This is a genomic window from Tessaracoccus luoxuelianae (assembly GCF_055326245.1).
The window spans coordinates 74,838-97,812 of the sequence record NZ_JBUZNO010000004.1 but is presented as its reverse complement, the minus strand read 5'-3'; the positions used below and the strand labels follow the sequence as shown (position 1 = coordinate 97,812).

The window sequence follows — 22,975 nt, the reverse complement described above, 5'->3', positions numbered from 1 at the left end:
CGGGGCTGACCTCAGATGAGGCCGAGCTCGGTGACCGCGTTGCGCTCGTCGACCAGCTCTGCGACGGAGGCATCGATCTTGCCGCGCGAGAAGTCGTTGAGCTCGAGGCCCTGGACGATCTCGTACCTGCCGTCCTTGACCGTGCATGGGAACGACGAGATGAGGCCCTCGGGCACACCGTAGGAGCCGTCGGACGGGACCGCCATGGAGACCCATTCGCCCTCAGGGGTGCCCAGCACCCAGTCGCGCATGTGCTCGACGGTGGCGTTTGCGGCCGACGCGGCCGACGACAGTCCGCGGGCCTCGATGATGGCCGCGCCACGCTTGGCGACCGTGGGGATGAAGGTGTTCTCCAGCCACTCCTGGTCGTTGACCAGCGCGGCGGCGCTCTGTCCGTCCACCTTGGCGTTGAACAGGTCAGGGTACTGGGTGGCCGAGTGGTTGCCCCAGATGGTCATGTGGCTGATGTCGGTGACGGGGCGTCCGAGCTTCGCGGCCAGCTGCGAGAGCGCGCGGTTGTGGTCCAGACGGGTCAGCGCATTGAACCGCTCGGCAGGGATGTCCGGCGCGTTGCGCTGCGCGATGAGCGCATTGGTGTTGGCCGGGTTGCCGGTGACCAGGACCTTGACGTCGTCCGCGGCGGCGGCGTTGAGGGCCTTGCCCTGGGCGGTGAAGATGGCGCCGTTGGCCGAGAGCAGGTCGCCGCGCTCCATGCCCGCCTTACGGGGCATCGCGCCCACCAGCATGGCCAGGTTGACGCCGTCGAAGACCTTGTTGGGATCGTCGCCGATCTCGATGTTGACCACGTTGCCGAAGGCGCAGTCCTGGAGCTCCATGACCACGCCCTCCAGCGCCTTGAGCGCAGGGGTGATCTCCAGCAGGCGCAGCTCGATGGGAGTGTCGCCCAGCAGCGATCCACTGGCGATGCGGAACAGCAGGCTGTAGCAGATCTGGCCTGCGGCGCCGGTGACGGCGATCTTGACGGGAGCAGCAGTGCTCACTTCATTTCCTCTCGTGACGGTCCTTGTCGTCTGACGAAACTGACTCTAGCGGGGTCGCGGCCACCCCGGTCGGGCGGGGCGGGTCTCAGATGATGCGGAACACCCAGTGCGCGATCTCGATGAACACCACGATCGCCAGCCAGACCATCAGCGTGATCGTCAACCACCCTCCCCGCACGAAAGCCAACGCCTTGGCCTGCGCCGACGGCGAGAGGAACAGGTTGCCCTCGAGGATGTTCCAGTGCGTCATCGAGGTGAACACGAAGGTGGTCGACAGCGTGACAACGATGCACCAGGGACATAGCGCGCCGATCACGAACGTGGACTGGAACAGCAGCCAGTAGGCGAAGATGACGCCGAGGAAGTAGACGACGTTGGCGGTGAACATGAACCACCGCGGGAACCGGGTGCGGGCCAGGGAAGCCACCGCGATGGTCATCACCACCGGCTCGGCGATGAGGCCCAGGAACGCGTTGGGGAACCCGAACACGTTGGCCTGCCAGGTGGAGCCCACCGTGACGCAGTCGAAGACGGCGTTGATGGAGCAGCTGAGCACCACGTCGGGGTTCTGCGCGATGAGGATGGCGTCGTAGGACAGCACGAAGGAGGCGATCAGGCTGAGCGTGGCGAACACCAGCATCTCCAGGAACAGCACGGTGCGTGACCGGGAGCTGGGGCGGTCCTCGGGGGCTTCGGTGTCGTCCTCGTGGACCATGGCTTCCATGGGCTCCATCGTAACCAGACCGGGCCGGCGGGCCGCCGCGCGTCAGCTCGAAGGGGGCACCACCAGGGCCACCACGGTGATCGCCAGCCCCATGACGGCCATCACCAGGACGTCGAACCACCGTCGCCGGACCGCCAGCAGCCCCGCCATCTCCGTGGACAGGACGAGCCTCAGCAGCGCACCCACCAGCAGTGCCCCGGCCACCATCAGCGCGGCCCGCCGCCAGTGCCCCAGAGCCGCGTAGCCCACGCCGACGCCCACCACCGCCAACACCCCGAGCAGAGGCCACGGGTTGCTGGGGTAGGACTCGGCTGGCTTGTCCGGCCTATCCGGCATGCAGCGCTTCCGCGCGGTCCACGACGTTGCTCAGCAGCATGGCGCGGGTCATCGGGCCAACCCCGCCCGGGTTGGGCGTGACCCAGGCCGCCTTGTCCCACACGTCCGGAGCGAGGTCGCCGACCGTCCTGCCGTCGACCCGGCTGACACCGACGTCCACCAGCACGGCGCCCTCGCGGATCATGTCGGCGGTGATCATCCCCGGTACGCCGGCGGCGGCCACCACCACGTCCGCGGCCCGGGTGTGGGAAGCGAGATCCCGCGTCCCGGTGTGACACAGGGTGACGGTCGAGTTCTCGCTGCGCCGAGTGAGGATCAGGCCGAGCGGCCGTCCCACGGTGATGCCGCGACCCACGACGCACACCTCAGCGCCGCGCAGCTCCACGCCGTGGCGGCGCAGCAGCTCGACGATGCCGCGCGGCGTGCACGGCAGGGTGGCGGGCTCGTTCAGGACCAGGCGGCCGAGGTTGATCGGGTGCAGACCGTCGGCGTCCTTGTCCGGGTCGATGAGGCCGAGCGCCCAGTTCTCGTCGAGGTGCTTGGGGATGGGCAGCTGCACGATGTAGCCGGTGACCGCCTCGTCCGCGTTGAGCGACTCGATGGCCTCCCGGAGCTGGGCCTTCGTGGCGTCAGCGGGGAGGTGCACCCGGATCGAGGCGATGCCCACCTCCTCGCAGTCGCGGTGCTTCATCTTCACGTAGCTCTGGCTGGCCGGATCCTCACCGACGAGCACCGTGGCCAACCCCGGCACCACGCCGCGGTCCCGCAGCGCCGCCACCCGGACAGCGAGTTCGGCCTTGATGGCGGCGGCGGTGGCCTTGCCGTCGAGTCTCTGGGCGGTCACGGTGCCTCCTGGTGTCAGTGGAAGAAGTGGCGGGTGCCGGTGAGGTACATGGTGACCCCCGCGGCGGCGGCTGCGTCGATGACCTCCTGGTCACGAACCGATCCGCCCGGCTGCACGATGGCGCGGACGCCGGCGTCGATGAGGACCTGGGCGCCGTCGGCGAAGGGGAAGAAGGCGTCCGAGGCGGCCACCGACCCGGCGGCACGCTCGCCGGCCCGGGTCACTGCCAGATGACAGGAGTCCACCCGGTTGACCTGGCCCATGCCGACGCCCACGGAGGCGCCGTCGGAGGCCAGCAGGATGGCGTTGGACTTGACGGCGCGCACGGCCCGCCACGCGAACTCGAGGTCGGCGAGCGTCTGCTCGTCCGCCGGCTCGCCGGCCGCGAGGGTCCAGGCCGACGGGTCGTCGCCAGGTGCGTCGATGGCGTCTGTCTGCTGCAACAGCAGGCCGCCGTCGATCTGCCGCAGCGCGGTGCCCGCGTTGTGCGCATCCTGCGCCAGCAGGATGCGGAGGTTCTTCTTCGCGGCGAGCACCTGAACGGCGCCCTCCTCGTAGCCCGGCGCCACGATCACCTCGGTGAACACCTCGGAGACCTGCCGGGCCATCTCCACGCTGACGGGCCGGTTCGCGGCGATGACGCCGCCGAACGCCGAGACCGGATCGCAGGCGTGGGCCTTGCGGTGCGCCTCCGCGACGTCCGCCCCGACGGCTATGCCGCACGGGTTGGCGTGCTTGATGATGGCCACGGCGGGGCCGTCGAAATCGTAGGCGGCGCGGCGCGCGGCGTCCGCGTCCACGTAGTTGTTGTAGCTCATCTCCTTGCCGTGGAGCTGCGTGGCGTCGGCGAGCCCGTCGGTGCCGTCCCCGTTGCGGTAGACAGCGCTCGCCTGGTGCGAGTTCTCGCCGTAGCGCAGGTCCGCCACCTTGTGCCACGTGGCGCCCACCCAGGCGGGGAACCCGGTGCCGCCTGAGGTGTCGGTGACCACGTTGCCCATCCATGACGCGACGGCCACGTCGTAGGTGGCGGTGTGCACGAATGCGGCCGCCGCCAGCTGCTTGCGCTGCTGGAGGGTGAAACCGCCGGCTGCCAGGGCCGCCCGCAGCATGGGGTACTGCTCGGCGGAGGTGATCACCGCGACACTCGGGTGGTTCTTCGCGGCGGCCCGCACCATCGTGGGCCCGCCGATGTCGATCTGCTCGACGCACTCGTCCTCGGAGGCGCCGGACGCGACTGTCGCGGCGAAGGGGTACAGGTTGGTGATCACCAGATCGAACGGGGCCACGCCGAGTTCGTCGAGCTGTCTGCGGTGCGTCTCGAGCCTGCGGTCCGCCAGGATACCGGCGTGCACGTGCGGGTGCAGCGTCTTGACGCGGCCGTCGAGGCACTCAGGGAACCCGGTGACCTGTTCCACGGGCGTCACCGGCACGCCCGCGTTCGCCAGGGTCTTTGCCGTGGAGCCCGTCGACACGATCTCAATGCCGGAGGCGTGCAGCTCGCGGCCCAGGTCCGCCAGCCCAGTCTTGTCGTAGACCGAGACCAGAGCTCGGCGCAGCGGGATGAGATCGGTCACGGTTTGCCCTCTTTCCATTCGGCCACGGCCTGGATGAGCAGGCGGCGCTCGGCCACTTTGATGCGTTCGTGGAGAGAATCCACGTCGTCGTCCGGTAGCACGTCCACGGCGCGCTGCAGGAGGATCCTACCGGTGTCCACCCCGGCATCGACGATGAAGACGGTGGCACCGGAAACCTTCACCCCGGCGCGGAGCGCATCGCGGGGACCGTGCATGCCTGGGAAGCTCGGCAGCAGCGCCGGATGCGTGTTGATGGTGCGGCCCCCGAATCGATCGAGGAAGGCCGGGCCGAGCAGCTTCATGAAACCCGCGGAGGCCACCAGGTCCGGATCGTAGGCCCCCACGATGTCGCGCAGCGCCGCGTCCCACGCCGCCCGGTCTGCGCCTGCGGCCAGCGGATGGGCCACCGCGGGGATGCCACGCTCACGGGCGCGAGCCAGGCCCTGCGCATCCTCACGGTCAGACACGACGGCGACCACACGGGCATCCACCTCCCCGCCGTCGATCGCGTCGAGCAGCGCCGTGCAGAGGGTGCCGGAGCCGGACAGCAGGACGACGACGTGGGTGGTCACCCGCCCATCCTAAGGGGTGGCGCCGGCCTCAGCCGGCTGGGCGACCGGCCGGCGGATCAGGCCAACGATCAGTCCCGTCACCATGCCGGAGAGCCCTAGGAGGGTCGGCGCGAAGACGGCGAGCTCCGGCACCCGGGCCCCCACGAGGGCGAGCCGGGTGCCGCCCAACCCGCCGGAGCCCAGCGCAGCGAGGACGGTGACGGCGGCCCCGGCGGCGACACCGGACAGCCCCCCCACCAGCGCCGTCTGGTCAAAGCGCGCGCGAGGCCTCGCCCAGGCGACGGCGAGGCCGGCCACCGCCCCGGCCGCCACGCCGACGAGCAGCCACCAGAACGACGTCATGGAGACCTCAGCCCCCACCGGAACGAGGCCGAACGCCGGAATCGCCGGGAGGAGACCGACGTCCGTGGTGGCCATGCTGACGAGGGAGCCATCGCCGACCGTCACCCCGGCGCCCAGCATCCAGGACGCGCACGCGAGGAGCAGGTTGGGCAGGTAGGCGAGGTGCAGGATCACGAGCAGGAAGAGCCCCACCCCGCCGCCGTCGAGACCCTCGACGATCGCGGTGATGCTGTCGCGGCCCTGGACCAGTGCCACCACCAGCACTGCCGCCGAGCCGGCCAGGACGGTGAGCATGGCGGCCCCCAGCGCCTTCGGCGCGGCGCGCAGCCACGCCGGCCACTCGGCGGTGGGATCGTGGCCCACCCCGCGTGAGGCGCCCCAGAGCCCGGCGATGCCGCCGACCGCCACCCCACCGACCACCGCACGCAGGGACCCTGCGCCGATCGAGGCTGCCAGAAGCGAGAGGGCCGCGGCGTAGACCGCGCCGAAGGTGCCGCCCACCCGGGTGACGATCGCCTCGGTGTCTGCCCAAATTCTCCCCGTGTCGTCAGGGAGGGCCTCCTGCCGCGCCGCCTGCCTGGCCGCCATCGATGCCAACGGGAGGGCGAGGAACACCAGCGCGACGGTCAGCCCCAGAGGCGCCACCGACACCTGCAGGCCCCCGATCACCACGGGCGCCCCGTGCGCCAGAACCAGCAGCCCGGTGGAGAGCCCCAGCGCGTCGGAGAGCTGAGCCTCGGGCGACGTCAGCCAGCCCAGCATCGCCAACGCGCTGAGCACCAGCCAACCCGCCGCCAGGACGGCCAGCGGTCCTCCGACGGCCACCACATACCAGGGCCAGGGCCACTCACGGTGCGTAGCGGGCTCCTGCGCGTCCACGTCCACCGCGACGGTCCGGTGGGTCGCCGTGCGTTTCGCCATCTCTGAAGTCCCCTCGTGGATCTGCGCCTTCGTGTTGCCGACGGCGGTAGGGTTGCCCCACGAAACCCGCTGTCGCGGCCACTGGGAGGTGAATGAGATGCCTGAAAGCGAAGGAAGCCCCAGACGGGCCTGGCTCTCCGACGCGGACACCTCATCCCCGCCGGACACGGACCCTACCCCAGCAGACGACATCTTCCGCCCGCGACGCGGCTCCACAGACGACGCCGCCGCATTCTCGCGCCCGGACTCCGACGAGCCACAGGGCGAGACTCCGATCCCTGCCCCCGTGTTCCCGCGCTCGGCCGGCGAGGTGGCCGACAGCCCCAGCCCTGCGCCCCGCAGGTCCGCCCTATCCTCATCGACCCCCCTCGAGGCGGAGACGCCTGCGCCGCCCCCGCGAACGCAGCCTGCGCGCCCAGGCCTCGCCGTCTGGGCATTGGGAGGCCTGGTGGGGGCACTCGCCGTCGGCATGATCGCCTTCTACGCCTCGAGGGGAGCGGAGCCGGCCACCTCACAGAGCGCCTCACCGAGCGGCTCGGCCGCGGCGTCGGCGAGCGCGAGCCCCACCGTCGTCGCGGCACCGGAGGACCTCGTCACCGGCGAGGATCTGGCCGGCATCGCGGCGGCCGCCTCGTGGTCGGTGACCCACACCAGCAGCGCCGCCGCGGACCATGAGGGCCGCGTCGCCTGCCTGAGCACCCAGACCGAGGACCAGAACCCCACCTCCTCACTACAGCGCACCCTCGCCACTTCAGACGAAGACCAGCTCGCCGCGCTGCACCGCATCGAAACCTACGCCTCACCCGCCGCGGCGCAGCAGGTGTTCGCCAACCGCAGCACCGCGCTGGCGAGCTGCGACGAGATCCCGGCCCGGATCGTCCGGGCGACCTCGGTCGAGGGGATGGGCGACGAGGCCTTTCAGATCTCAGTGGTCTTCGAGGACGTGCCCATCCAGTACCACACGCTCCTGATGACACGCGTGGGCAGTGCCATCCAGCTGCTGGACGTGGCCCGGACCAGCAGCCCCGTCGAAGCGCAGCTCGCCGCCGACGCCCTCGCCCGCCCGCAGGGCACGCTGTGCACCATCGAGGCCGCCACCTGCGCCCCGGAGCCCACCATCACCGACGCGGTGGTCCCGGCGGCCGAACCCGTCGGCTGGCTGATCCCCTCGGACCTTCCCCGGATCAGGCCCGGGTCCGGCCGGTGGACGGCCTCGGACCCCACAGACCTCACGAGCGCAGGGATGGGGTGCGAGAACCTGACTCTGGTGAGTGAGCCCGGCCCCACCGAGCGGCGGCAGGCGACCTACCTGATGACGCAGGACGACCAGGCGCCGGACACGTTCGGCGTGGACGAGCTGCGCTTCACGTTCCCGGACGCAGCTGGCGCCACGGCCTTCGCCACCAAGCTGGGCAACGCCATCGCCAGCTGCAAGGACCGCGTCAACACCGCCACCGTCAGCGAGCTGCCGGCAGTGACGGGCACCGGCGAGGCTGGTCTGCCGGTCTCCTCGCGTCTCTTCTCCGTCACTCAGGCCACCGCCGACGACACGGGCGTGCCGTACCGGCTCGTCGTCAGCGTGGCCGGGGAGCACGTGTCCTACACAATCATCACCGTGACGGCGGCCTACTCGTTCACCGACGCGCAGCTCACGGAGCTGGCGCTGCGGATCCCGGTGCGGGCCAGCCAGGGCTGACCCGCTCCGCGTCAGACCAGGGTGTGGCGCAGGTGCGCGATGGCGTCGCGCACCAGTCCAGCGGTCAGCGACGGGGTCTCCCCCACCAGCACCCCCGCGGCCTCCAACGCGGCCTTCTTCGCCTGTGCGGTACCGGCCGATCCGGTGATGATGGCGCCGGCGTGGCCCATCGTCCGTCCGGTCGGCGCGGTGAAACCGGCCACGTACCCGATCACGGGCTTGGTGATGTGGTCTGCGATGTAGGCCGCCGCACGCTCCTCGGCGTCGCCGCCGATCTCACCGATCATGACGATGAGGTCCGTGTCGGGGTCCTCCTCGAAAGCCTGCAGCACGTCGATGTGCCTGGTACCCACCACCGGGTCACCGCCGATGCCCACCGCCGTCGAGAAGCCGTGATCGCGCAGCTCGTACATCATCTGATAGGTGAGCGTGCCGGACTTCGAGACCAGGCCGATGCGGCCCGGTCCCGAGATGTGGGCCGGGATGATGCCGACGTTGGACTTGCCGGGAGAGATGAGGCCGGGGCAGTTGGGGCCGATGATCCGGGTCCGCGAACCGCGGGCCGCCGCGTGGAACTCGACCGCGTCGTGCACCGGGATCCCCTCGGTGATCACCACGCACAGGCCCACCTCGGCCTCCACCGCCTCCAGGACGGCCTCCTTGGCGAACTTCGGCGGCACGAACACCACCGACACATCGGCATGGGTGGCCGCGACCGCCTCAACCATGGACCCGAACACGGGCACCGGGTCCTCCTCGAAGAGGACCGCCTCTCCCGCCCTGCCAGGCGTGACGCCGCCCACGACGCGGGTGCCCGACATGATCATGCGCTGCGTGTGCTTGCGCCCCTCCTTGCCCGTCATGCCCTGGACCAGGACGCGCGAGGACGCGTTGATGAAGATCGACATCGGAGTCAGTTCCCTTCGGCCGCGAACCGGGCGGCCGCTCGGGCCGCCTCGTCCATGGTGTTCTTGACAGTGATCAACGGATGATTGGCCTCGGCGAGGATGGCCTTGCCGACCTCGACGGAGTTGCCGTCGAGCCGCACCACGATGGGCAGGCGCGCCTCGGCGCCCAGCATGTCCAGCGCGTTGACGATGCCGTTGGCCACATCACTGCAGGCCGTGATTCCGCCGAAGATGTTGACGAAGACGCTCTTGACCTGCGGGTCGCTCATGATGATGCGCAACCCGTTGGCCATCACGTTGGCCGACGCGCCACCGCCGATGTCGAGGAAGTTCGCGGGACGCGGCCGGCCGGGCAGTTCCTCGCCGGCGGCCGCCACCACGTCGAGACTGCTCATCACGAGGCCGGCGCCATTGCCGATCACGCCGATGCTGCCGTCGAGCTTGACGTAGTTGAGGTCCAGGTTGCGTGCCTGACGTTCGAGATCCACGTCCCCGGTGGTCTCCTCGTAGCGCTCCCATTCCGGGTGGCGGAAGTCAGCGTTGCCGTCCAGGGTGACCTTGCCGTCGAGGGCGATGATGTCGCCGGCGCCGGTCTTCACCAACGGATTGACCTCCACCAGTGTGGCGTCAGATTCCTTGAAGGTCCGCCACAGCTTCCTGAGCACCGCGGAGACCTTCTGGTGGTCCTCGGGCATGAATCCCGCGTCGGTCACGATGCGTTGAGCCACGGCCTGGGAGATCCCCTCGACGGGGTCCAGGTCCAGCCGGAGCAGCGCCTCCGGCCGCTCTACCGCCAAGGTCTCGATGTCCACGCCGCCCTCGATGCTGCACATCGCGATGAACCCGCCGGCGGCGCGGTCCAGGAGGATGGAGAAGTAGAACTCCTCCGCGATGTCCGCGCCAGGGCTGAGCATGACGGTCTCGACCACGTGCCCCTTGATGTCCAGGCCGAGCACCTCGCCCGCCGTCTTCATGACGGCGTCCTCGCCGCGGGCGAGCTTCACGCCGCCTGCCTTTCCACGGCCGCCCGTGCGGACCTGCGCCTTGATCACCACGAGGTCCGCGCCGAGTTCCAGGTAGGCCGCGCGCGCCTCCTCAGGGGTGGTGGCGATGCGGCCGGGGAGGACGGGCACGTCGAACTGTTCGAACAGGTCGCGGGCTTGATACTCGAGGAGATCCACGGTGGTCCTTCGGTTGGTCGATCAAACTCCGCCAGACTACCCGGCGGCCCGAAGGGACGGAAGGGCCTGACGGATCGGCCCGGCCCGCTCGACCTGGCTCCTGTTGTGCGCACCCGCGGGAGCCACATGTGGTCCTGACAAGCATCGTCTCACGACTCGGACCGCCTCGGCTGCTCGACTTTGAGAGAAACCTGAGAACTGTTAAGGTTTTCTCAGAACCCCCCGAACAAGGCTAGGAGCCAGGTGAACGACGCCACGCCAGTGCGCAACCCCCGTCGCGCCGCGGAGATCGACGACATCGTCGAGATTGACGCCCACCCAGCCCGCCGCTCCACGCCTGCCCTGCCGTTTGCCGTCAGCCGTCGCATCGTCGCGCTCGGCGTGGCCGGCGCCCTGTCCGTGAGCGCCCTGTTCGCCTTCGCCTTCACCGCGCGCGACGGTGGCGACACCGCGAGCGAGTCGCTCGACGCCGCCGTTCCCGCCGCCGCCGCGTCTGCCGCGGCCATGGGCTTCGCCGACCGTTCCCAGGAGGTCAGCCGCACCGCGGTGCGGGCCAACCTGACCGAAGCGGTCGCGGACGAGGCCGCCAAGGAGCGCGACGAGACCCTGGACGCTTCCGTCGAGTCCGCCGCACAGACCGAGTGGATGACCAACTCCACCGAACGCCAGCGCCTCATGGACGAGGACATGACGCTCGTGGCCGCGCAGAGCGCGAAGCTGAAGAAGGAAGCCGAAGAGGCGGCCAAGCGCCTCGAGGAGGCCAAGAAGGCCGCCGCCGCTGCAGCAGCGGGCAAGGAGAACCTCAGCTCCCAGGACGTGACCAACCTCACCACCAAGGGCGGCTCGATGCCCGTCAAGTCCAACTACCGCATCGGTGCCGGATTCGGCGCGACCGGAAGCTGGTCGCGGTACCACACCGGCCAGGACTTCCCGGCCCCTGTCGGCACTCCCATCTACGCGGCCGCCTCCGGTGTGGTGCTCAGCCCCACCGCCGGCGGCTGGGCGGGCATCAACGTGGTGATCCAGCACAGCAACGGCGGCTCCACCCTCTACGCCCACATGAGCCGGAAGGTGGTCGGCGCCGGCGAGACCGTTCGCCCCGGGCAGCTGATCGGCTACGTCGGCAACACCGGACGCTCCTTCGGCGCCCACCTCCACTTCGAGTACTACAAGCCGGGCGTGACCCCCGGCGACGTGTACTCCGCCTCGAACCCGATGACCTTCCTCCGCTCGCTGGGCGTGGGCTAAAGCTTCTCCATCGGGGCATGCTTGAGGCTCAGCCTCTTCGTGCCCGCAGACCCGAAGTCCACGTCCACCTTCGTGGCGTCCCCCACTCCGTGGACGGCCAGCACGTCACCCATGCCGAAAGCCGCGTGCAGCACCCGATCCCCCGTGGCCACGCTGAACACCGTCTTCAGCGGCCCCTGCCCTGATCCGAAGCTCGCCACAGACGCCGAGGTCTGACGGTTGCGGGTGGCCGCGGAGCTGGCCCACGTGGTCGTGGCAGCGCCGGTGCGGCGCCAGTCCAGCACGTGCGGGGGCACTTCGTCGAAGAATCGCGACGGCGGGTTGTACTGGGGGGATCCGAAGACCACCCGCACCTGGGACCTGCTGAGGAACAGCCTTCTGCGCGCCCGTGTGATGCCGACGTAGGCCAGCCGACGCTCCTCCTCCAGCTCCTCCGGGTCCGTCAGGGCTCGCATGTGCGGGAACATGCCCTCCTCCATGCCGGTGAGGAACACCGTGTCGAACTCCAGGCCCTTGGCGGTGTGCAGCGTCATCAGCGTCACCACGCCCTTACCGTCCTCGTGGTCCGGCACCTGGTCCGAGTCGGCCACCAGGGCGATCCGCTCCAGGAAGGCCGGCAGGGAGTCGTCCGGCTCAGGCATCCCCGCGACCAGGCCGGACTCGACGGTATCGTCGTCCAGGTCGATCGTGTTGGCCGCCGCAACGAACTCAGCCGCCACCGAGACCAGCTCGATCAGGTTCTCGATGCGGGTCTGGTCCTGCGGATCGACCGATGCCTGGAGCTCGGGCAGGTAGCCGGACTCCTTCAGAATCGACGTCAGCACCTCGTCGGCCGGCTTGCCCTGCGCCAGCATGGCCCGGTGCAGGTTCATGAGGTCCACGAAGCCCTGAATCTGCTTCAGCGATCGGGAGGCCAGCCCCGGGGCCTCCGACGCGCGCTGTAGGGCGTCGAAGAAGCTCAGCCGGTGGCCGGTGGCCAGGGTGGACACCGCGGCGGCCGCCCGGTCACCGATGCCACGCTTGGGCACGTTGAGGATCCGGCGCACGGACACGTCGTCTGCCGGGTTCACGATGGCCCGCAGGTAGGCGATCGCGTCGCGGATCTCCCGACGCTCGTAGAAGCGCACACCTCCCACCACCTTGTAGGGCATCCCCACCCGGATGAACACCTCCTCGAACGCTCTGGACTGCGCGTTCGTGCGGTAGAAGACCGCTGTGTCGCCATACTGCGACAGGCCTGCATCACTCAACCGGTCGATCTCGTCGGCCACGAACTGCGCCTCGTCCGTCTCGCTGTCGGCCACCCACCCGACGATCAGCTCCCCCTCACCGAGATCCGACCACAGGTGCTTGTCGCGCCTGGACTGGTTGCGCGAGATCACCGAGTTGGCCGCGGTGAGGACGTTCTGCGTGGAGCGGTAGTTCTGGTCCAGCACCACCGTCCGGGCGCCTGGATAGTCCTTCTCGAAGTCCAGGATGTTGCGGATGGTGGCGCCGCGGAACGCGTAGATGGACTGGTCCGAGTCCCCCACCACCATCAACTCCGCCGGCTCGACCAGAGGGGATCCGTCCACCACGCCGCCGACGTCGCCGGCGCACAGCTCCCGCACCAGCGCGTACTGCGCGTGGTTGGTGTCCTGGTACTCGTCGACGAGCACGTGGCGGAAGCGACGCCGGTACTTCTCCCGGACGTCCGGAAACGCCTGCAGGAGGTGCACCGCCGTCATGATCAGGTCGTCGAAGTCCAAGGCGTTGGCCGCCACCAGCCGGGACTGGTACTCGGCGTAGGCCTCGGCAAAAACCTTCTGGGGCGGGGACACCGCCTCTTGGGCGGCCCGCTCGTAGTCCACCAGCTCGTTCTTGAAGGTGCTGACCTTGTTCATCACCGCTCGGACGGGGTAGCGCTTGGGGTCCAGTTCCTGGTCCCGGCACACCAGTGACATGAGACGTTTGGCGTCCGTGTCGTCGTAGATCGAGAAGCTCTTGGTCAGGCCGAAGCGGTCGATGTCCTGGCGCAGGATGCGCACGCACGCCGAGTGGAAGGTGGAGACCCACATCAGCTTGGCACGGTTCCCCACCAGGTCCACGACGCGCTCACGCATCTCGGCGGCCGCCTTGTTGGTGAAGGTGATCGCCAGCACGGAGCCCGGATGGACATTGCGCTGCGAGACCAGATGGGCGATGCGCCGTGTCAGCACCCGCGTCTTCCCGGAGCCTGCGCCCGCCACGACCAGGACGGGAGAGCCGGCGTGCAGCACCGCCTCCCGCTGAGGAGCATTGAGCCCCTCGAGGAGTTGCTCCTCGGAGACCTTCTTGGCTGAGGCGCGCCGCTCGGGCCGCTCCTCCCCGGAACGGGCGGGCGGCGCCTGGTCCGGCTGGAACGCGGCGAACAGGTCCGGGAACAGCGAGTCACTCATGTCGGGGGCCAACACTACCGCCCGCTCAGGCGCTCCTCCCGCCGATATGCTGGCGGCATGCGTGACGCCTTCTCCCGAGGTCGGGTGATCTTCGGCCGGATCACCACCGCCGTGTTGCTGGCCCAGATCCTCTCGATGCTGGCCCTCACCCTCGTCGAGTCACTCCGGAAGAAGCAGCGCAAGCTGCGCAAGTTTCCCATCACCAAGCCGGAGCCCATCGGCGTCGGGGCCGACGAGGTGACCGTCTACACCTACGGCGAGCACGTCTACGACGCGATGGTCGAGGCCATCGACGGGGCCGAGCACCACGTCTACTTCGAGACCTTCATCTGGAAGGGCGACGCCGAGGGGCTCCGATTCCGCGCGGCGCTCACCCGCGCAGCGGCTCGTGGAGTCCGCGTGCACGCGGTCTGGGACGAGTTCGCAAACCTGGTGGTGCCCCGCGCCTTCTTCCGGGCCATTCCCTCCACCGTCAACACCATGCCCCACCCGGCGTTCCCGCTGCCCTGGTCACCACGCAGCTGGGGCCGCGACCATCGCAAGCTGCTCACCGTCGACGGCAGGGTCGGGTTCATCGGCGGCTACAACATCGGTTCCCTGTACGCCACCGGGTGGCGCGACACCCACGCCCGCATCGTCGGCGACGGGGTGGCGGAGCTTGAGAACGCGTTCGTCGACTTCTGGAACATGCATCCCAGCAAGGTGCGCGACCGGATCGAGCACAACCCTCAGCGCGAGTGGGAGCCCACCGTCCGGGTGCACCGCAACACTCCACGCATCCAGGTGTACCCCATCCGCAACATGTACCTCGAGGCCATCGACCGCGCCAGCCACCACATCTGGCTCACGCATGCCTACCTCATCCCCGACGACGACCTCGTGAGCGCGTTGCGCGACGCCGTGCGCCGCGGCGTGGACGTCCGCATCATCGTGCCCGCACGCTCCAACCACGTGGTGGCGGACTGGCTCTCGCGCGGCTTCTACGCTGAGCTGCTCCGCTCCGGGATCAGGCTCTACCTGTTCCAGGGGGCCATGGTGCACTCCAAGACCGCCACCATCGACGGCCAGTGGTCCACCATCGGCACCGCCAACCTGGACCGCCTCAGCCTGCTGGGCAACTACGAGGTCAACCTCGAGGTCACCGACGAGGGCGTGGCGTCCTACCTGGAGGACGTGTTCCTCACCGACGAGTCGAACTGCATCGAACTGACCGAGGAGAGGTGGCGGGAGCGGTCCCCCGTGGCGAAGGCCACGGAGCTCTTCCTCAGCCCGTGGCGCCCGCTCTTCTGAGGTCTCAGACGAAGACGGCCACCACGACGTTGAGCAGGGTGAGGCCGAGGATGCCCCAGAACTGCCCGTCGGACAAGGTCTCCTTCTTGCGGTTCATGAACACGAACACCGCGATGACGACGACGACCGCCAGCTTGATCCCCACCTTGAGGTGGTTGACCTCCCCGTCACCCATCTCCGCCAGGCCCACCAGCAGCAGACCTGTGACCAGCTGGGTGAGCACTCCGTGGACCATTGCGGCATTGACGGCCCGCGATGGGCCCTTCACCTGCACAAAGGCGCCCCCGAAAAGGGCCGCAAATCCGACGAAGTGTAGTAGCACCAACACGTCATGAATCAATTCCATACGGAGAGGCTATCCCACCCATGAGTCACCCTGAATTGACCCCGAGTTCGCCCGGACAATGACCCTCCAAGTTGTCCATCCGCGCCATATGGTGCATCCTGGACATATGGGAACAATCATTGCTTACATCGTCATCGGCCTCCTCGGCGGGGCTATCGCCAAGGCCATCCTCCCCGGCCGTCAGGGCGGGGGATGGGTCGTCACCATCCTCCTCGGCATCGCCGGCGCACTGCTCGGCGGCTTCCTGGGCGGACTGATCTTCAACGTGTCCTACTCAGACATCTTCTCCGTCTCGGGCCTGATCTTCTCGGTCCTCGGCGCCCTGCTCATCCTGGTCATCTATGGCTGGATGCAGAAGCGCAAGGCCTGATCACACCCGTAGTTCAAGAATAGGGGCGGTGCCGGAGTCATCCGGCACCGCCCCTATTTTCGCGTTTTTATCAGGATCAGATCAGGTGGCGGTCCGTGGCCCACTTCGTCAATTGATGACGATTGGACAACTGCAGTTTGCGCAGCACAGAGGACACGTGGGTCTCCACCGTCTTGATGGAGATGAACAGCTCGCGCGCCACCTCCTTGTAGGAATAGCCGCGTGCGATGAGTTTCATCACCTCACGTTCACGGACGCTCAACCTGTCCAGCTCCTCGTCGATGCCGGACACGTCCACCGCCCCTGAGAAGGCGTCGAGGACGAACCCGGCCAGGCGCGGGGAGAACACGGCATCGCCGGCAGCCACGCGCGCGATGCCCTCCAACAGCTCTTCCGAGCTGATTGATTTGGTGACGTAGCCGCGAGCGCCGGCACGGATCACCCCGATCACGTCCTGTGCCGCGTCCGAGACCGAGAGCGCAAGGAACTTGACCTGGGGGGTCGAGGGCAACACCTTCCGGATCACCTCCGCGCCACCTCCACCCGGGAGGTGCACGTCAAGCAGCACCACGTCCGGCACGGTGGCGGTGATGGCCGCGACAGCCGTGTTCACGTCCTCACCCTCACCCACCACGTCGCAGTGAGGCCCGATCTCATGCCGGACCCCCGCACGGAACATGGCGTGGTCATCGACGATGACAACGCGCAACAGTATCGGTCCGGCCGCCTCGCTCATATGGCGATCTCCACTTTCACCTCGGTGCCCTCGGGGCCTGAACGGATCGCGGCACTGCCGCCGTAGCGATCCATCCGGGCCTTGATCGATTCTCGCACGCCCATCCGCCCCTCCGGTACCGCGTCGACGTCGAAGCCCCGTCCGCGGTCCCGGATGAACACCTCGATGCGCGGGCCGTCAACCTCGGCGTACACGTCCACCCTCGGCGAGCCGGAGTGCTTCGCCGCGTTCGTCACGGCCTCTCCGACGGCGAGCACCAGCGCCTCCACGCGGTCATCGACAGCGACATCACCCACGCAGACCAGCTCGACGTCGACGGCGAAGTCCGCCTCGACGTCGGCGACCACCCCGCGCAGCGCGGAGCGGAAGGACGCGGCCCGGGTGGACTCGCCGTAGAGCCAGGTGCGCAGCTCGCGCTCCTGGCGCCTCGCGAGCCCCGCGACCGTGACGGGGTCGGAGGCCTGGCGTTGGATGAGCGCCAGGGTCTGGAGGACCGAATCGTGCAGGTGTGCCGCCATGTCGGCCCGTGCCTCGGCGCGCAGCCGCTCCGCGTCGGCTCTCCGCACCCGCCCTCGCTGCTGGTACAGCCACGGGGCCGCCACCACCAGCACACCGGCCAGCAGTACCCCCGAGGCGCCCAACACCCCGGGGAGTTGCGACAGCCCCACCTGGGTGGCCAGGATCCAGCTGGTGCCGGCCCCCACCAGCAGGAGACCTCCCACCAAGCGGACGATGCTCATCGCCCCGCCTCCGCGCGCCACGCGCGACCACAGCCCACCGCGTCCAGGCCTGCCGGGGCGGGGGGTGACCCGCTCGTCCACCTGGAGCCAGATCACGATGACGCCCACGCCGCCCACCACCATGGGCCAGAACAGCGCGGTGGAGATGATCCCACCCGAGACGAACAGCCACAGAAGCCCCACGACGAGCATCCCGCCTGCGACGAGGAGGCCGGAGTCCGCCGCCGGCGCCTCCACGCGCTGCGGCCGCATTCCGCTGCGGCTGGCCGCCGCCAAGCCCACGGGCTCGCCCTCGGCCGTCGCGCGCGGCATGAGAACCCACAGCGCGCCGTACGCGAGTACCCCCGCGCCGGAGAAGAGGGCCAGGACCAGGAATCCGAGCCGCACGTGCGCCACCCGGACACCGAGGTGCGAGGCCAGGCCTGTCGCGACTCCCGCGATGACCTTGCCCTCGCTCTGGCGGCGCAGCGGAACCCGCGCGGGCGCGATGGGAACCGGCAGCTGTGTCATGGCCCCAGCCTGACACGCTGACGACGGGGAGACCAGCGTCCAGGGTCCTTTCCAGGGTCCCCGGCGTCACAACTCAGGTGCCCCTCAGGGGGTCACCCGATGGCGATGCCGGCGCCACCGCACCAGACTGGTGTCCATGTCCACTGAGCTTGATCTGGGGTGGCTCGATCCGAGCCTCGGCGCGTTGCAGCGCCAGGAGTCCGGCATGGGCTCCGGTCTCTGCGCAGCCATCGCCACAAGGATGGGCGTCGACGTGGTCCTGGTGCGGGTCGCGTTCGCCCTGCTGGCCCTCAGCGGGGGCCTGGGCGTGGCCCTGTACGCGTGGGGCACCGCGCTCACCCGCAGCCCCACCGGTGTGCGCCCCATGGACGCACTCCTCCCCGCCTTCGCCCGCTGGACCCCCACGGGCCAGAAGGTTGTGGTCGTCCTCACCACGCTGGCCGCGGTCAGCCTGGTCAGCTCGATCAGCCCACTTCCATGGGGACCCGGCGTGCTTCTCCTGGCCCTTCTCGTGTTGGCCCGCCGGGGCCGGCTCGGCGGCACGTGGTCGCCACCCGCCGCGCCCCAGCCGCAGAACACGCGCACGAACACCAGCGCCGGGGCCGTGAGCGACGACGCCCTGGTGGCCCACTGGCGCTCCCAGATGCACTCCGCCACCGGGCGCGCCCACGACGGTCTGCCCGTCGTGGACCTCTACGCCCCTGAGCCCCCCCGCGCCGCCCCGTCGGGCCCCCGTCCGAAGGCCGCTTGGCTGATCGGTCTCGGGATCCTCGTAGCGATGCTCGCCACCGGCGCCGTGACGGGCGTGCTCCTTGGCGCCGGCCCGGGGCTTGCCCTGGGAGCCGCGCTCGTTGCGGGCGGTTCGCTCGCGGTACTCTACGCGGTCGTCGCACGATCCAAGCGCGTGCCACGGCCCCTTCTGGGCGTGCTGGTGATCGCGATGGTGGCGGGCGGCTGGCTCGCTCCGCGGGCCGCCGAGTCCGCGGTTGCGCCGTCCGCCGACGCCTCGGTGCTGACCCTCACCGTCGTCGGCGAGGAGCGGGTGGTCGACCTGGGCGCAGAGAATCTCGACGGCATCGACGAGGTCCGCATCGAGGCGATCGCCTCGGACGTCACCGTCCTCCTCCCGGGACCGCTGCTGTCTCTCACGTCGAACGAAATGTTCAGCGATGTGAGCGTCGAGACGGGCAACTCAACCGCCGCACCGGTGGATTTCACCGTCAGGGTTGACGCGACCCTGTCTGCGGTCACACTGGAAGAGAGATCATGAACCGCCCACCACTCGATCTGGCCGCCCTGGCCGTCGGCCTCGCCGCCGTCGGCTTCGGGATCGTGCTGATCGTCTCGCCGAACCTCTCGGCGCCCTTTGTCCAACCGATCCTCGCCGTCATCCTCGTGGCCGCAGGCGCGATCGGTCTCATCTCCTCCCGCGGCCGCACGAATTCCCGAAAGGAACTTCCATGAAGCTCACCCGTCCCAGTACCGGCGCCATGATCGGCGGCGTCTGCGCAGGCATCGCGCGCTACCTCAACCTCGACGTGACCATCGTCCGGATCGCCTTCGTCCTCATCGCCGTCTTCGGCGGCAGCGGCATTCTGGCCTACCTCATCCTGTGGGCCGTCATGCCCAAGGACGAGGGCGGCTCCCTGGCCGAGGAGGGGTTCGACAAGGCCCGCCAGTGGTACGACACCCGCAAGCCGGGCTCCCCCAAGGAGCCCCCGTACGACATCTGAGCCGGGAGGCTACTCCCACTCGATGGTGCCCGGCGGCTTGCTCGTGACGTCGACGACCACTCTGTTGACCTCGGGGCATTCGTTGGTGATCCGGGAGGAGATCTTCTCGATCACCTCGTAGGGCAGCCGGGCCCAGTCCGCGGTCATGGCGTCATCAGACACCACCGGCCGCAGGACGATCGGGTGGCCGTAGGTCCGGCCGTCGCCCTGCACCCCGACGGACCTCACGTCCGCGAGGAGCACCACGGGGAACTGCCAGATCGCCCGCTCGAGCTTGGCCACGGCCAGCTCGTGGCGGGCGATCGCGTCTGCCTGGCGAAGAATGTTGAGCCGATCCTCGGTGACCTCGCCGATGATCCGGATGGCCAGCCCGGGGCCGGGGAACGGGTGGCGCCACACCATCTCCTCCGGCAACCCCAGCTGCTCCCCGACGGCTCGCACCTCGTCCTTGAACATCTGGCGCAGCGGCTCGATCAAGGTGAACTCAAGGTCATCGGGCAGTCCGCCGACGTTGTGGTGGCTCTTGATGTTGGCGGTTCCCTCACCGCCACCGGACTCCACCACGTCCGGGTAGAGCGTGCCCTGGACGAGGAAGTCGATCCCCCGCTCTCCTGCAAGGTCCCGCGCCGTCGCCTCGAACGTGCGGATGAACTCGCGGCCGATGATCTTGCGCTTCTCCTCCGGGTCCGTCACCCCGGCCAGGGCGCCGAGGAAGCGATCGCGCTCGTCCGCGACCACGAGGTCCACGCCGGTGGCGGCCACGAAGTCCTTCTTGACCTGCTCGGCCTCCCCCTCGCGGAGGAGGCCGTGATCCACGAACACGCACGTCAGTTGATTGCCGATGGCCCGCTGCACGAGCGCCGCGGCGACGGCGGAGTCCACCCCGCCGGACAGACCGCACAGCACCCGGCGGTCCCCCACCTTGGCGCGCACCGCGTCGATGCTCTCGGTGACCATGTTCTCGGCCGTCCAGTCCGGGGTGAGCCCGGCGATGGTGAACAGGAAGTGCTCCAGCACCTGCTGACCCCATTGCGAGTGCAGGACCTCGGGGTGCCATTGGACGCCGGCAAGCTTGCGGGCCAGGTCCTCGAACGCCGCCACCGGCGCACCCGCGGTGCGGGCAAGCACACGGAACCCCTTCGGTGCCCGGCTGACCGAGTCCCCGTGGCTCATCCAGACGTTGAGCGTATTGGGCAGGCTGCCGAGCAGGCACCCGCCGTCATGGATGGACAGCGACGTGCGGCCGTACTCGCGCTGCCCCGTCTTGGTGACGGTGCCGCCGAGCGCCTGTGCCATCACCTGGAAGCCGTAGCAGATGCCCAGCACGGGCACGCCCGCCTCAAGGATCCTGGTGTCCAGACCAGGCGCACCCTCCTCGTAGACCGACGACGGCCCACCGGAGAGGATGATGGCGGCAGGACGCAGCGCGAGGATCGCGTCGGCGTCGAGCGAGGAACTGACGATCTCGGAGTAGACGTTCGCTTCGCGGACGCGCCGCGCGATGAGCTGGGCGTACTGCGCCCCGAAGTCGACGACGAGGACCTTCTCGTGCTGGGCAGTCATGGGAGGGAGTCTATTGCCTTTCCTGCCGGAGCAACTTCGCCCCCGTCGGCGGGAATATCCGGGCGTTGGGGAAGGTTGGCGACGACATGAACATTTACTCTGACGTGACCGCCCTCATCGGGCGCACGCCCCTGGTCCGGCTCAACCGCATCGCCGGCGACAACGCGACAGTCCTGGCCAAGCTCGAGTTCTACAACCCCGCGAATTCGGTCAAGGACCGCATCGGCGTCTCGATCATCGACGCGGCCGAGGCCTCCGGCCAGCTGCAGCCCGGCGGGACCATCGTCGAAGGCACCTCCGGCAACACCGGCATCGCGCTGGCCATGGTGGGTGCCGCGCGCGGCTACAAGGTAGTGCTGACCATGCCTGAGACGATGTCGCTGGAACGCCGCGCACTGCTGCGCGCCTACGGCGCCGAGCTGGTGCTCACGCCCGGGCCGCAGGGCATGCGCGGCGCCGTCGAGAAGGCCGAGGAGATCGCGGCTGAGAGGGGCGGCGTCCTCGCCCGCCAGTTCGCGAACCCGGCCAACGTGGAGATCCACCGCACCACCACCGCCGTCGAGATCTGGGACGACACCGACGGCACCGTGGACATCGTGGTGGCGGGCGTCGGCACCGGCGGCACCATCACCGGCGTCGGCCAGGTGCTCAAGGAGCGCAAGCCCGAGGTGAAGATCGTCGCCGTGGAGCCGCAGGAGTCCCCCATCCTCTCCGGCGGCCAGCCCGGCCCCCACAAGATCCAGGGCATCGGCGCCAACTTCGTGCCGGAGATCCTGGACCGCTCCGTCATCGACGAGGTGCTCCCCCGCAACATCGACCATGCCGTCGAGTTCGCGCGCCGCGCTGCCCAGGAGGAGGGCCTCCTCGTCGGCCTGTCCTCCGGTGCCGCGCTGTCGGCTGCCGTCGAGGTGGCGGCGCGCCCCGAGAACGCCGGCAAGACCATCGTGGTGGTCATCCCGTCGTTCGGCGAGCGCTACCTCTCCACCGTCCTGTTCGAGGGCCTGCTCGAGAAGTGACCTGGCCGGAAAGGGGGCGTCCCGCGGTCGGGGCGCCCCCTTTCCGCGTCCCCGCCTCACTAAGCTGGGGGCCATGCGCATCGTCATCACCGGGGCCTCGGGCAAAGCCGGCCAGGCCACCCTCCGCCACTTCGTCGACACCGCCCACGAGATCGTCGCCACTGACGTCGCCGGACGCCCCGCCTGGTATGGCGGCAAGTTCTATCGGGCGGACCTGACCCAGTTCGGCGAGGCCATGGACGTGCTCTCCGGGGCGGACGCCGTCATCCACCTGGCCAACATTCCTGCGGACTGGATCCACACGGATTCGCACACCCTCAACGCCAACATGGCCATGAACAACAACGTCTTCATCGCCGCGTGGAAGCTGGGGCTCAAGCGGGTGGTCTACGCCTCCAGCGAGACCACGCTCGGGCTTCCGTTCGACGAGGTGCGCTACGTCCCCGTCGACGAGGACCACTACCCGCTGCCCAATTCCACCTACTCGCTGTCGAAGGTGATGACCGAGACCATGGCGGAGCAGGTGTCGCGGTGGGCGGGCATCCCCTTCATCGGGCTCCGGTTGTCCAACATCTTCACGGTCGAGGATTACGCGCAGCAGCCGGCCTTCGCCAAGGAACCCGAGGCGCGTCGCTGGAACCTCTTCGGCTACATCGACGCCCGCGACGTGGCCCGGTCCTGCGAGGACGCGCTGACGGCCAGCCTGTCCGGCTCGCATGCCTTCGTCATCGCGGCAGACGACATCATCCTGGACATGCCGACGCGGGAGGCGCTGGCCGCGATCCACCCCGGCATCGAGGTTCCGGACAGCGTCGGGGAGTTCGGCACGCTGCTCAGCAACCGGGCCGCGAAGGAGCAGATGGGCTTCGCACCCCAGCACTCCTGGCGCGACGAGGTGCCCGCCTGA

23 protein-coding genes are annotated in these 22,975 nt (G+C 69.2%); 9 read left to right on the top strand and 14 right to left on the bottom strand.

The window, feature by feature from the left end; all coding sequences use genetic code 11:
- Window positions 1-11: 11 nt before the first annotated feature.
- The 7 genes from ACZK39_RS07325 to ACZK39_RS07295 form a co-directional block, all read right to left on the bottom strand.
- Window positions 12-1,001: a malate dehydrogenase gene (locus tag ACZK39_RS07325; protein WP_463612942.1), complete on the bottom strand. Its 990-nt coding sequence runs from the start codon at window positions 999-1,001 to the stop codon at window positions 12-14.
- A gap of 85 nt (window positions 1,002-1,086) precedes the next feature.
- The gene (locus tag ACZK39_RS07320; protein WP_463612941.1) at window positions 1,087-1,725 is read right to left on the bottom strand and encodes a vitamin K epoxide reductase family protein; all 639 of its coding nucleotides are present in this window, start codon (window positions 1,723-1,725) and stop codon (window positions 1,087-1,089) included.
- A gap of 42 nt (window positions 1,726-1,767) precedes the next feature.
- The gene (locus tag ACZK39_RS07315; protein ID WP_182784420.1) at window positions 1,768-2,061 is read right to left on the bottom strand and encodes a DUF3017 domain-containing protein; all 294 of its coding nucleotides are present in this window, start codon (window positions 2,059-2,061) and stop codon (window positions 1,768-1,770) included.
- Window positions 2,051-2,905, bottom strand: coding sequence for a bifunctional methylenetetrahydrofolate dehydrogenase/methenyltetrahydrofolate cyclohydrolase (locus ACZK39_RS07310; protein ID WP_463612940.1), 855 nt, complete (start codon window positions 2,903-2,905; stop codon window positions 2,051-2,053). Before ACZK39_RS07310 ends, ACZK39_RS07315 begins: the two co-directional genes overlap by 11 nt.
- A 14-nt stretch (window positions 2,906-2,919) precedes the next feature.
- Entirely contained in the window at window positions 2,920-4,497 is a 1,578-nt protein-coding gene (gene purH, locus ACZK39_RS07305; RefSeq protein WP_463612939.1) for a bifunctional phosphoribosylaminoimidazolecarboxamide formyltransferase/IMP cyclohydrolase, read from the bottom strand.
- Window positions 4,476-5,051, bottom strand: a complete 576-nt coding sequence (purN, locus tag ACZK39_RS07300) for a phosphoribosylglycinamide formyltransferase (protein ID WP_182784426.1) — start codon at window positions 5,049-5,051, stop codon at window positions 4,476-4,478. The genes purH and purN overlap by 22 nt, the downstream gene beginning before the upstream one ends.
- A 9-nt stretch (window positions 5,052-5,060) precedes the next feature.
- Window positions 5,061-6,314: a cell division protein PerM gene (locus tag ACZK39_RS07295; RefSeq protein WP_182784428.1), complete on the bottom strand. Its 1,254-nt coding sequence runs from the start codon at window positions 6,312-6,314 to the stop codon at window positions 5,061-5,063.
- Window positions 6,315-6,411: 97 nt separating this feature from the next.
- Between ACZK39_RS07295 and ACZK39_RS07290 the strand changes: the two genes are divergently transcribed.
- Complete coding sequence (locus ACZK39_RS07290) at window positions 6,412-8,010, top strand: hypothetical protein (RefSeq protein WP_463612938.1); 1,599 nt, start codon at window positions 6,412-6,414, stop codon at window positions 8,008-8,010.
- Window positions 8,011-8,021: 11 nt separating this feature from the next.
- Here ACZK39_RS07290 and sucD read toward each other — a convergent pair whose 3' ends face one another.
- Window positions 8,022-8,918, bottom strand: coding sequence for a succinate--CoA ligase subunit alpha (gene sucD, locus ACZK39_RS07285; RefSeq protein WP_182784432.1), 897 nt, complete (start codon window positions 8,916-8,918; stop codon window positions 8,022-8,024).
- Between the two features lie 5 nt (window positions 8,919-8,923).
- On the bottom strand, window positions 8,924-10,099 hold the full coding sequence (sucC, locus tag ACZK39_RS07280) for an ADP-forming succinate--CoA ligase subunit beta (RefSeq protein ID WP_182784434.1): 1,176 nt from the start codon (window positions 10,097-10,099) through the stop codon (window positions 8,924-8,926).
- A 243-nt stretch (window positions 10,100-10,342) separates the two neighbouring features.
- Between sucC and ACZK39_RS07275 the strand changes: the two genes are divergently transcribed.
- Window positions 10,343-11,347, top strand: a complete 1,005-nt coding sequence (locus ACZK39_RS07275) for a M23 family metallopeptidase (RefSeq protein WP_182784436.1) — start codon at window positions 10,343-10,345, stop codon at window positions 11,345-11,347.
- On the opposite strand, the gene pcrA is transcribed toward ACZK39_RS07275, so the two are convergent.
- Window positions 11,344-13,764, bottom strand: a complete 2,421-nt coding sequence (pcrA, locus tag ACZK39_RS07270) for a DNA helicase PcrA (RefSeq protein ID WP_182784438.1) — start codon at window positions 13,762-13,764, stop codon at window positions 11,344-11,346. The genes ACZK39_RS07275 and pcrA overlap by 4 nt on opposite strands.
- A 57-nt stretch (window positions 13,765-13,821) precedes the next feature.
- Between pcrA and ACZK39_RS07265 the strand changes: the two genes are divergently transcribed.
- A complete protein-coding gene (locus tag ACZK39_RS07265; RefSeq protein ID WP_463612937.1) occupies window positions 13,822-15,054 on the top strand; it encodes a phospholipase D-like domain-containing protein in 1,233 nt (410 codons plus the stop codon).
- Window positions 15,055-15,058: 4 nt separating this feature from the next.
- Here ACZK39_RS07265 and ACZK39_RS07260 read toward each other — a convergent pair whose 3' ends face one another.
- A complete protein-coding gene (locus ACZK39_RS07260) occupies window positions 15,059-15,400 on the bottom strand; it encodes a hypothetical protein (protein ID WP_182784440.1) in 342 nt (113 codons plus the stop codon).
- Between the two features lie 106 nt (window positions 15,401-15,506).
- Here ACZK39_RS07260 and ACZK39_RS07255 point away from each other — a divergent pair, with 106 nt between their 5' ends.
- Window positions 15,507-15,770, top strand: coding sequence for a GlsB/YeaQ/YmgE family stress response membrane protein (locus tag ACZK39_RS07255; RefSeq protein WP_459054805.1), 264 nt, complete (start codon window positions 15,507-15,509; stop codon window positions 15,768-15,770).
- Between the two features lie 76 nt (window positions 15,771-15,846).
- Here the strand turns inward: ACZK39_RS07255 and ACZK39_RS07250 are convergent, their stop codons facing one another.
- Together ACZK39_RS07250 and ACZK39_RS07245 are read right to left on the bottom strand one after the other, a co-directional pair.
- Window positions 15,847-16,506, bottom strand: coding sequence for a response regulator (locus tag ACZK39_RS07250; RefSeq protein WP_463612936.1), 660 nt, complete (start codon window positions 16,504-16,506; stop codon window positions 15,847-15,849).
- Complete coding sequence (locus ACZK39_RS07245; protein ID WP_182784446.1) at window positions 16,503-17,756, bottom strand: ATP-binding protein; 1,254 nt, start codon at window positions 17,754-17,756, stop codon at window positions 16,503-16,505. The genes ACZK39_RS07250 and ACZK39_RS07245 overlap by 4 nt, the downstream gene beginning before the upstream one ends.
- Before the next feature lie 136 nt (window positions 17,757-17,892).
- Here ACZK39_RS07245 and ACZK39_RS07240 point away from each other — a divergent pair, with 136 nt between their 5' ends.
- From ACZK39_RS07240 to ACZK39_RS07230, 3 genes are read left to right on the top strand one after another with little or no spacing between them, the layout of a single operon-like run.
- Window positions 17,893-19,026, top strand: a complete 1,134-nt coding sequence (locus ACZK39_RS07240) for a PspC domain-containing protein (RefSeq protein WP_463612935.1) — start codon at window positions 17,893-17,895, stop codon at window positions 19,024-19,026.
- Window positions 19,023-19,220 carry a DUF308 domain-containing protein gene (locus ACZK39_RS07235; protein ID WP_182784449.1) on the top strand — a complete coding sequence of 66 codons (198 nt, stop codon included), beginning with the start codon at window positions 19,023-19,025 and terminating at the stop codon, window positions 19,218-19,220. The genes ACZK39_RS07240 and ACZK39_RS07235 overlap by 4 nt, the downstream gene beginning before the upstream one ends.
- The gene (locus ACZK39_RS07230) at window positions 19,217-19,489 is read left to right on the top strand and encodes a PspC domain-containing protein (protein WP_459054809.1); all 273 of its coding nucleotides are present in this window, start codon (window positions 19,217-19,219) and stop codon (window positions 19,487-19,489) included. Before ACZK39_RS07235 ends, ACZK39_RS07230 begins: the two co-directional genes overlap by 4 nt.
- Window positions 19,490-19,498: 9 nt before the next feature.
- On the opposite strand, the gene guaA is transcribed toward ACZK39_RS07230, so the two are convergent.
- Complete coding sequence (gene guaA, locus ACZK39_RS07225; protein ID WP_459054810.1) at window positions 19,499-21,052, bottom strand: glutamine-hydrolyzing GMP synthase; 1,554 nt, start codon at window positions 21,050-21,052, stop codon at window positions 19,499-19,501.
- 86 nt (window positions 21,053-21,138) lie between these two features.
- Here guaA and cysK point away from each other — a divergent pair, with 86 nt between their 5' ends.
- Together cysK and ACZK39_RS07215 are read left to right on the top strand one after the other, a co-directional pair.
- The gene (cysK, locus tag ACZK39_RS07220) at window positions 21,139-22,068 is read left to right on the top strand and encodes a cysteine synthase A (protein WP_463612934.1); all 930 of its coding nucleotides are present in this window, start codon (window positions 21,139-21,141) and stop codon (window positions 22,066-22,068) included.
- 73 nt (window positions 22,069-22,141) lie between these two features.
- Window positions 22,142-22,975 (top strand): NAD-dependent epimerase/dehydratase family protein, encoded by an 834-nt coding sequence (locus ACZK39_RS07215; protein WP_459054811.1) that lies wholly within the window; start codon window positions 22,142-22,144, stop codon window positions 22,973-22,975.

Bases quoted from the DNA above. Each gene is read 5' to 3' on its own strand.
- ACZK39_RS07320 (WP_463612941.1), bottom strand. From the start codon at position 1,725: ATGGAAGCCATGGTCCACGAGGACGACACCGAAGCCCCCGAGGACCGC.
- ACZK39_RS07315 (WP_182784420.1), bottom strand. From the start codon at position 2,061: ATGCCGGATAGGCCGGACAAGCCAGCCGAGTCCTACCCCAGCAACCCG.
- purH (WP_463612939.1), bottom strand. From the start codon at position 4,497: ATGGAAAGAGGGCAAACCGTGACCGATCTCATCCCGCTGCGCCGAGCT.
- ACZK39_RS07295 (WP_182784428.1), bottom strand. From the start codon at position 6,314: ATGGCGAAACGCACGGCGACCCACCGGACCGTCGCGGTGGACGTGGAC.
- ACZK39_RS07290 (WP_463612938.1), top strand. From the start codon at position 6,412: ATGCCTGAAAGCGAAGGAAGCCCCAGACGGGCCTGGCTCTCCGACGCG.
- sucD (WP_182784432.1), bottom strand. From the start codon at position 8,918: ATGTCGATCTTCATCAACGCGTCCTCGCGCGTCCTGGTCCAGGGCATG.
- pcrA (WP_182784438.1), bottom strand. From the start codon at position 13,764: ATGAGTGACTCGCTGTTCCCGGACCTGTTCGCCGCGTTCCAGCCGGAC.
- ACZK39_RS07265 (WP_463612937.1), top strand. From the start codon at position 13,822: ATGCGTGACGCCTTCTCCCGAGGTCGGGTGATCTTCGGCCGGATCACC.
- ACZK39_RS07260 (WP_182784440.1), bottom strand. From the start codon at position 15,400: ATGGAATTGATTCATGACGTGTTGGTGCTACTACACTTCGTCGGATTT.
- ACZK39_RS07255 (WP_459054805.1), top strand. From the start codon at position 15,507: ATGGGAACAATCATTGCTTACATCGTCATCGGCCTCCTCGGCGGGGCT.
- ACZK39_RS07250 (WP_463612936.1), bottom strand. From the start codon at position 16,506: ATGAGCGAGGCGGCCGGACCGATACTGTTGCGCGTTGTCATCGTCGAT.
- ACZK39_RS07245 (WP_182784446.1), bottom strand. From the start codon at position 17,756: ATGACACAGCTGCCGGTTCCCATCGCGCCCGCGCGGGTTCCGCTGCGC.
- ACZK39_RS07240 (WP_463612935.1), top strand. From the start codon at position 17,893: ATGTCCACTGAGCTTGATCTGGGGTGGCTCGATCCGAGCCTCGGCGCG.
- ACZK39_RS07235 (WP_182784449.1), top strand. From the start codon at position 19,023: ATGAACCGCCCACCACTCGATCTGGCCGCCCTGGCCGTCGGCCTCGCC.
- ACZK39_RS07230 (WP_459054809.1), top strand. From the start codon at position 19,217: ATGAAGCTCACCCGTCCCAGTACCGGCGCCATGATCGGCGGCGTCTGC.
- guaA (WP_459054810.1), bottom strand. From the start codon at position 21,052: ATGACTGCCCAGCACGAGAAGGTCCTCGTCGTCGACTTCGGGGCGCAG.
- cysK (WP_463612934.1), top strand. From the start codon at position 21,139: ATGAACATTTACTCTGACGTGACCGCCCTCATCGGGCGCACGCCCCTG.
- ACZK39_RS07215 (WP_459054811.1), top strand. From the start codon at position 22,142: ATGCGCATCGTCATCACCGGGGCCTCGGGCAAAGCCGGCCAGGCCACC.